Genomic DNA, 7284 nt, shown 5'->3' on the forward strand with positions numbered 1-7284 from the left:
AGCACGTCTAACAACTCTTACCCGTTTAATCTGTTGCTCTGAATAATAAACTAATGTCTTTTGACTACACCATAAATCAAATTCTCCTGCTTTAAAGCCATCGGTAAATCTGATTTTACGTCGATTATCAGATAGTTTGTAGCCCGTTAGTTTATACTCAACCGAACGGCTATGCTTTTTGAACCGAGGAAAACCCTTTTTCCCAAGTATCTTAGCATGACAATTCTGGTAAAACCTAGTAATTGATTGCCAGGCTCTATCAGCAGCCGATTGACGAGCTTGAGAGTTTAATTTATTAACCCAAGGGGTCTCTTTATTATTAGCTAGTACCGCACAAAGTTTTTGGAGATCATTGCGGGTTGTTCCTTTATTTTCTATCCAATAACGAACACAAGAGTTACGCACAAACTGAGAAGTTTTGATAGCTTCATCAAGCTGGTGATATTGCTCTGGGGTTCCGTTTTTTAGCTTTGCTTCTACGACTAGCATCTAACAATCCACGACCATTGGTTAAATTAATTATAACACAGTTTACCTACAGATGGTAGAATTAAACCGATGCTCCGCGGTTGATATTCTGGTCGGATTTCATCCCCCGCAAAGGTGAGTATCTTGTCGAAAAATGTAGCGGGGGCATTCATCCGACATTTTAGGTAAATTCCGAATTATCTAGAAGATGGATTTAGGTTTAAATGTGACTTAGATCACATACAATCGGGGTTTCCTTTCGCTAACTTAATTAGCAGGGTACGCTGCCTAAATTTTTAGTAATCTGGGCATAGTCCGCAAGCTTGGCCGGGTAAGCCAAGGGGAATTTTCCCAAACTTGCCAAGCTAAAAGGGATCGACTCGATCAGTACAATGACCCAAAATAGGGGCATCCTCAGAAGGGAGCATCTACTATCTAATCACAATTGACCCCTTTATGGTCATAGCCCTAAAATCCATCCGCTTACTGATTTAGGAGGGCTGAATCAAATAACCATGGCTAGTCTAAACACTGGACAAAGACAAACAAGAGACGAAGAACAGCTACTATACGATTATTGGCTCGACCGCGCCAGGACCGATTCCCCCGAGCAATTAATCGAGAATTTTCGTCGTCTGTTTATCGAAGGTGGCGGTTATCAAGAAGCTCCTATTTATTTAGCCCTAGAGCGTCTTGTCAAGGCCAAAGATCCCGAAATTCGTTTTTATCATTTCTTTAACCGCTGCTGTCATATTTTAATGAATCGATGGCAAACGCAGCCCGCCCATCAGCCAGCAATTCCCGAATTGGTATCGCTGCTGGAAAATTTGCCCTCCCCACCTCCCGGACATTACAGCAGCCCCAATAATTTGCGCCATCTGGTCAAAAATTTTACCCTCTCGGATGACTACGTTAGGATGCAGCGTCTGGCGAGAATTATTAGCGGCCAATACAGCGAAAAAACCGCCGCTTCCCTAGGAACCCTGATTAATCGTTATCCCTATCTCTATGATTACTATTTACTCGGTGATGACAGTCCCCGAGAACAGCGACAAACCGTTAGACGTATTAAGGTGAAAACCGAGAGCCGTTTCGAGGTAAATCTCTCTCGTTATGTCACCTATCAGGTACGTTTGGCACAGGTTGCTCATAGCCCAAAAATCAGGGAAGAAGCGGGGAGAATCATTCAACCAGTGGAAAATCCCACCCTGCTCAATGATAAGGAGCTAAATCGCACCCTCAAGTATTATCTGGGGACGGTAGCAGGAAATTATACTTATAAGTATCTTTCGCAAAATTTTCTGGCGAATACAGTTTATACCCGTACCTATAAAGATTTTAAAAATGATCTCTACGATTATCTAATTACCTCCTTAGACTACGGCAAGGGGCAATTTCACCAAAAACTCGACGATATCCTGCAAAATACTCTACCCCACTGCGATCAACAAAAACCGAGTGAATTTCTCATGCTGCGTACTTCTAGCCAACTGTTAAATTATCTGGTGGTGGAAAGCGGCCAAAAACCCGATCATTACATTTTTATGGATATGATCACCAATATGGGGGTAACTCGGACTGTGGGGTTATTGCTCAAGTTGATTTTGATCTGTCCCAAGGCAAAACCCCACTTAGATAAACGTTTTTCGATTCTATTTAACCACTACGAGAGTTATTCTCGCGAGCGGGTGCCTTGGTTGGTTAAATCCCTAGAAAATCTGCAAGTAGCTTTTAGTATTCATTTCGGTCAAGCTGATTTGTCCTGTCTCCGTCAAATCCAGTGATGGGAAGTGGGGAAGTGGGAAGTAGGAAGTGGGAAATGGGGAGATGGGGTGTGGGGTGTGGGGTGTGGGGTGTGGGGTGTGGGGTGTGGGGAGAATAAATAAAATAATCTCCTATCTCCTGACTCCTATCTCCTGACTCCTATCTCCTATCTCCTATCTCCTATCTCCTGACTCCTGACTCCTGACTCCTGAATCCTGAATCCTGAATCCTGACTCCTGACTCCTGACTCCTGACTCCGTCAAATCGATTAAAAAGTTAAGTAATCTCAACTTCTAGCCAATGCTGACCCGGAGCTAGGGGATAATTAAACCATCGTCATTTAGGCTGCGTTTATCCGTGAAAATTATCGTTATCGGCAGTGGTGGTCGAGAACACGCCTTGGCTTGGAAACTGCTGCAATCGCCCGAGGTAGAACAAGTGTTCTGTATTCCAGGTAATGGGGGAACGGCAATTTTACCTCAATGTGAAAATATCCCCATAGCAATGGAGGATTTTGCCGAAATTAGCCGCTTTGCCCGAGAAAATTGCGTCGATCTGGTGGTTGTCGGGCCAGAATATCCCCTCTCCCTCGGCATTACCGATCATCTTCTCGGCCAAGAAATTGCCGTTTTTGGCCCCACACAAACCGGGGCCTTAATTGAATCGAGCAAATCCTGGGCAAAAGAATTAATGAGCGAAGCAGCAGTTATCACCGCCGTCTCAGAAACCTTTACGGATGCAGAATTAGCAAAAACTTATATCCGAGAGCAAGGAGCGCCAATTGTGGTGAAAGCTGACGGATTAGCCGCAGGAAAAGGGGTAATTGTCGCCGAAACCGTAGATACGGCCCTAGAAGCGATCGATGATCTTTTTACCAGTGGCTTTACTAAAGTCGTGGTGGAAGAATTCCTAGAGGGAGAAGAAGTGTCTATCCTCACCCTCACCGATGGGATCAGCTTTCGTTCCCTGCTACCCGCCCAAGATCACAAGCGGATCGGTGAAGGCGATACCGGCAAAAATACCGGCGGTATGGGAGTTTATGCCCCCGCACCCATAGCCACCGCCGCCATTATCGAAGCGGTAAACCGAGACATCCTCGCCCCCATCGTCGCCACCCTACAAAAACGCGGCATTGACTATCGGGGAGTCCTCTACGCGGGTTTAATGATTTCCCCCGCCGGAGAGCCAAAAGTTCTCGAATTTAACTGTCGTTTTGGCGATCCCGAAACCCAAGCGGTTTTACCCCTACTGGAAACTCCCCTGGCACCGCTACTGCTGGCTTGCGCTCAACAAAAATTAACTGATTTCCCCTCTTTACAATGGCGATCCGGTAGTGCCGTTTGTGTGGTGGCCGCGTCTGCCGGTTATCCCGACCACTACGAAAAAGGCCAGTTAATCACTGGAATTAAGGCAGCTGAAACCGCGGGAGCGATCGTTTTCCACGCCGGCACGGTTTTAAAACACGGCGATATCTTCACCGATGGCGGCCGCGTCTTGGGTGTCACGGCTATGGGAGCTAATTTTAATCAGGCGATCGAACTTGCCTATCAATCGGTGAAAAGGATACACTTTCAGGGCATCTATTATCGTCGTGATATCGGCCACCGGGTAAGGGAAAAATAAGGTTTTGAGGATTAATTTATGAGCCAATTTCCCTTTTTTTCCGCATCTCTCACCGCTAATCCTCACCTGATGCCAAACCTCTTTCTAGGGCAATCCCTGACAAAAGCGCATCTGATTTGTCAAAAAACCAGTAACTATTGATAAAATCATGAAACTGAATCGCCCAACCAAATTGCCATCCCTATGCGAATTTTGCTCTATTCTTATAACTATTATCCCGAACCGATCGGCATCGCTCCCCTGATGACAGAATTAGCGGAAGGATTGGTTAAAAGAGGTCATCAAGTCAGAGTTTTAACCGCTTTTCCTTGGTATCCTAATAGTGAAATCGATCCCGAATACCGAGGAAAAATCTATCTAGAAGAAGAACTAAATGGTGTTAAAATTCAACGTTCCTACGTCTGGGCGCGTCCCCAAAGAAGTTTAAAAAATCGAATTTTCTTTGAATTGAGCTTTGTTTTTTTGAGTTTCTTTCAGGCTCTCAAGGGTGAAAAACCCGATCTAATTTTCTTAACTGTCCCCGGATTACCCGTTTGCGTTCCCGCCGCTTTATTGAGTAAATTATATGGGATACCGATTATTCTAAATTTACAGGATATTTTGCCCGATGCGGCAGTTCATGTGGGATTATTAACTAATGAGAAAATGATTAAAGTTTTTAGTCGTCTCGAAAAATTTGCCTATCAAAATGCCAGCAAAATCTCGGTTATTGCCGATGGTTTTACCAAAAATCTCCTAACTAAAAATGTGCCGAGTCAGAAAATTATTGAAATTCCTAATTGGGTGGATGTCAGCTTTATTAAACCTCTGCCGAAAACCAATAATTATTTTCGCCAAGAAAATCATCTTGAGGGCAAATTTGTTGTTTTATATTCTGGCAATATTGCCCTAACCCAACCCCTAGAAACCCTGATCGATGCTGCAGTTTACTTAGTTGACATCCCTGAGATTAAAGTGGTAATTGTTGGTAAAAAAGAAGCACTTGATCGCCTAGAAAAGTATCGCCAACAACAGGGGGCCAGTAATGTGCTTTTATTACCCTTTCAAACCCGGGAAAAATTACCAGAAATGTTAGCAGCCGCCGATGTGGGTATGGTGATGCAAAAACATAACGTTATTTCCTTTAATATGCCGTCCAAAATTCAGCTATTATTAGCTAGTGGTCGTGCTATTATTGCTTCTGTTCCCGCCGATGGAACCGCCGCTAGGGCGATCGAGCGTAGTGGTGGTGGTTTGGTGGTTACTCCTGAAGATCCAGAGGCATTAGCTACAGCCATTTTAAAGCTATATAAAAACCCAGATTTAGCAACTATACTAGGAGAAAAAGGACGACAATACGCAGAGGAAAATTATGCCTTTGAAAAGACTTTGGATCAATACGAAAAGCTTTTTTCTCAAGTAGTTAGTTAATAGACCTCTTGTAAAAATCAAAAATTGTTGTTAGGGTTAGGAGTCAGTAGCCAGTAGTCAGTAGTCAGGAGAATTAAGAAGGAGCAATAATCAGTTAAATGGTCTATTTACAGACTTTATGCCATTTAATCCTTATTTTTGCCGTTTTTGAACCCTGAAAAATTAATTATGCAAGAGGTTTAATAATTAGGGAATGGGGGAATTCAACTAAAACCCCAACACCCTAAAACCCTAAAACCCTAAAACCCTAAAAGCCCATCAGCTAACCTCTAACTCCCACTTAACTATTTTCATGTTTGATAATTTCTCAAAAAAACTCCCCTGGCAAAGTCTCAAACAAGCGATCGCTTTTGTCTTAACAATTATTGCCTTAACTCCAGTGGTTACAGCTTTAATTTCTAGTGTTAATCAGCCCCAAATCCAATCTAATCTTCAACTATATCAAACCAATCTCAATCTACAAGTCACGACTCTAAGCAGCGATGCTGATCCTAATAGCGAGGAATTTGCTAATCTTAAATTAATTCAAACTTCCCTGATCGGTGAAGCTCCTTATACTACTGCTGAGGAACAGTATTTATCCGCCCAGAAAAGTGCCAAAAAAACAATCACCGAACTAGAAAAATCAGCAGTTAATCCCGAACAAAAAAAATCTCTTGAGCGCGAAATCAATTCCCTAAAGGATTTAGAGCTAAAATTAAGTCTCATTCAAGCTAGTCAAGGTGACTTGGATTCAGCACGGCAAATCTGGCAAGATATCAAGGAAAAATCAGAATTTAAGAACTATAAGCCTGCTATTTTACGAAATGCGCTGCTGTTAGAGGGATTGTACAGTGAACCCCCCCAAATTGCCCCCGATGCTGAAGCGAGAATCGAGCGCAATTTTCAAGGATGGTTTCGTTATACCATTCTGGAAAAATTATATAGTCTCGAAAATCGTCAAGAGGATTTACTCGCTTTAGAGGAAGAACAGAGTGAAGTGGCGGGTAATGCGTTAATTAAACTAATTTTATTGGCTTTTTTGCCTCTTATCGGCGGTTTAATCGGTGTTGTGCTGTTGATCTTTTTATTAGTGCAGTGGCTGCTCCGGCAACAGCGATCGCTGCTCTTTTTAGATGATAGTCTCGCTTGGCAAACTAAGTGGGGAGGAGAAACCCTCTGGTGGGGAATAATTATCGGTTTCTTTTTCGTCGGACAAATTGTTTTACCAGTAATTTTCGGGATTTTATCGAGTTCCTTGAGTCTCAATCCCGAAAAATTTAACCTAGAAGCTAAAGCAATATACGTTGTAGTTAGTTATTTAGCTTTAACAGTGAGCAGTTTATCGGTTTTATATCTAGCAATCAAGCCTTTTCGCCCTTTACCTCCCGATTGGTTTCGTTTTAAACTCTTTAGTCCTTGGTTTCTCTGGGGATTAGCCGGCTATGTCGTCGCTTTACCCCTGGTTATTATCGTTTCTTTGCTCAATCAACTAATTTGGCAAGGACAAGGGGGTAGTAACCCGCTGCTGACTTTAGCCCTAGAATCCCAGAATACCTTCGCTTTAATCTCTTTTGGCTTTACTGCTTCCCTTGCCGCTCCTTTTTTCGAGGAAATTGTCTTTCGCGGCTTTTTACTAGCTTCTTTGACTCGTTATCTGCCTGTTTGGGGTGCGATTGCGCTTAGTAGTTTGATTTTTGCCCTTGCTCACCAAAATTTGTCAGAAGTGCTGCCTTTAACCGTCCTAGGTTGTGTTCTTGGCTTTGTTTACACCCGCTCGAAAAATTTATTATCCTCGATGTTGGTTCATAGTCTCTGGAATGGTGGCACCCTGTTAAGTTTATTTTTATTGGGCAGCGGTGCGGGTTAGGTGAAGTCTCTGGTTTTCGGGGTAGCCTAGAGTTGACATCCTCGCCGCCCTAAAAGTGCGGCGATTCCTAAACCTCACGATTTAAGTTTCTGCTTCCACCACCGTCGCATACCACAGTTAAAAAACCATGTACTGTCTTACACAGAGTCCACAGACTTTCGCCCCATTTC

The 7284-nt window shown here is 43.2% G+C and carries 6 protein-coding genes; 5 read left to right on the forward strand and 1 reads right to left on the reverse strand.

The annotated features are described in order from the left end of the window. The coding region (locus tag PX482_RS13290; protein ID WP_502888557.1) for a nuclease/transposase family protein at positions 1-489 on the reverse strand (489 nt) is incomplete at its 3' end. Positions 490-983: 494 nt separating this feature from the next. On the opposite strand from PX482_RS13290, the gene PX482_RS13295 reads away from it, so the two are divergent. The 5 genes from PX482_RS13295 to PX482_RS13315 all read left to right on the forward strand — a co-directional run bounded on the left by PX482_RS13295 (position 984) and on the right by PX482_RS13315 (position 7114). Further along, complete coding sequence (locus PX482_RS13295) at positions 984-2252, forward strand: Sll1247 family protein (RefSeq protein ID WP_002758421.1); 1269 nt, start codon at positions 984-986, stop codon at positions 2250-2252. 337 nt (positions 2253-2589) lie between these two features. Beyond that, complete coding sequence (gene purD / locus PX482_RS13300) at positions 2590-3855, forward strand: phosphoribosylamine--glycine ligase (protein ID WP_002758420.1); 1266 nt, start codon at positions 2590-2592, stop codon at positions 3853-3855. Between the two features lie 18 nt (positions 3856-3873). Further along, positions 3874-3996: a hypothetical protein gene (locus PX482_RS13305; protein ID WP_256378301.1), complete on the forward strand. Its 123-nt coding sequence runs from the start codon at positions 3874-3876 to the stop codon at positions 3994-3996. A 42-nt stretch (positions 3997-4038) separates the two neighbouring features. Then, entirely contained in the window at positions 4039-5265 is a 1227-nt protein-coding gene (locus PX482_RS13310; RefSeq protein ID WP_002758419.1) for a glycosyltransferase family 4 protein, read from the forward strand. A gap of 292 nt (positions 5266-5557) precedes the next feature. Beyond that, complete coding sequence (locus PX482_RS13315) at positions 5558-7114, forward strand: CPBP family intramembrane glutamic endopeptidase (protein WP_288122536.1); 1557 nt, start codon at positions 5558-5560, stop codon at positions 7112-7114. The last annotated feature ends 170 nt before the right edge of the window (positions 7115-7284 follow it).

This window comes from Microcystis sp. M53602_WE12, from assembly GCF_030065455.1.
GTDB classification, from domain to species: Bacteria; Cyanobacteriota; Cyanobacteriia; order Cyanobacteriales; family Microcystaceae; genus Microcystis; species Microcystis aeruginosa.

What these genes read in the sequence shown, in the direction of transcription:
- PX482_RS13295 (WP_002758421.1), top strand. Translation starts at nt 984, where the DNA reads ATGGCTAGTCTAAACACTGGACAAAGACAAACAAGAGACGAAGAACAG.
- PX482_RS13305 (WP_256378301.1), top strand. Translation starts at nt 3,874, where the DNA reads ATGAGCCAATTTCCCTTTTTTTCCGCATCTCTCACCGCTAATCCTCAC.
- PX482_RS13310 (WP_002758419.1), top strand. Translation starts at nt 4,039, where the DNA reads ATGCGAATTTTGCTCTATTCTTATAACTATTATCCCGAACCGATCGGC.
- PX482_RS13315 (WP_288122536.1), top strand. Translation starts at nt 5,558, where the DNA reads ATGTTTGATAATTTCTCAAAAAAACTCCCCTGGCAAAGTCTCAAACAA.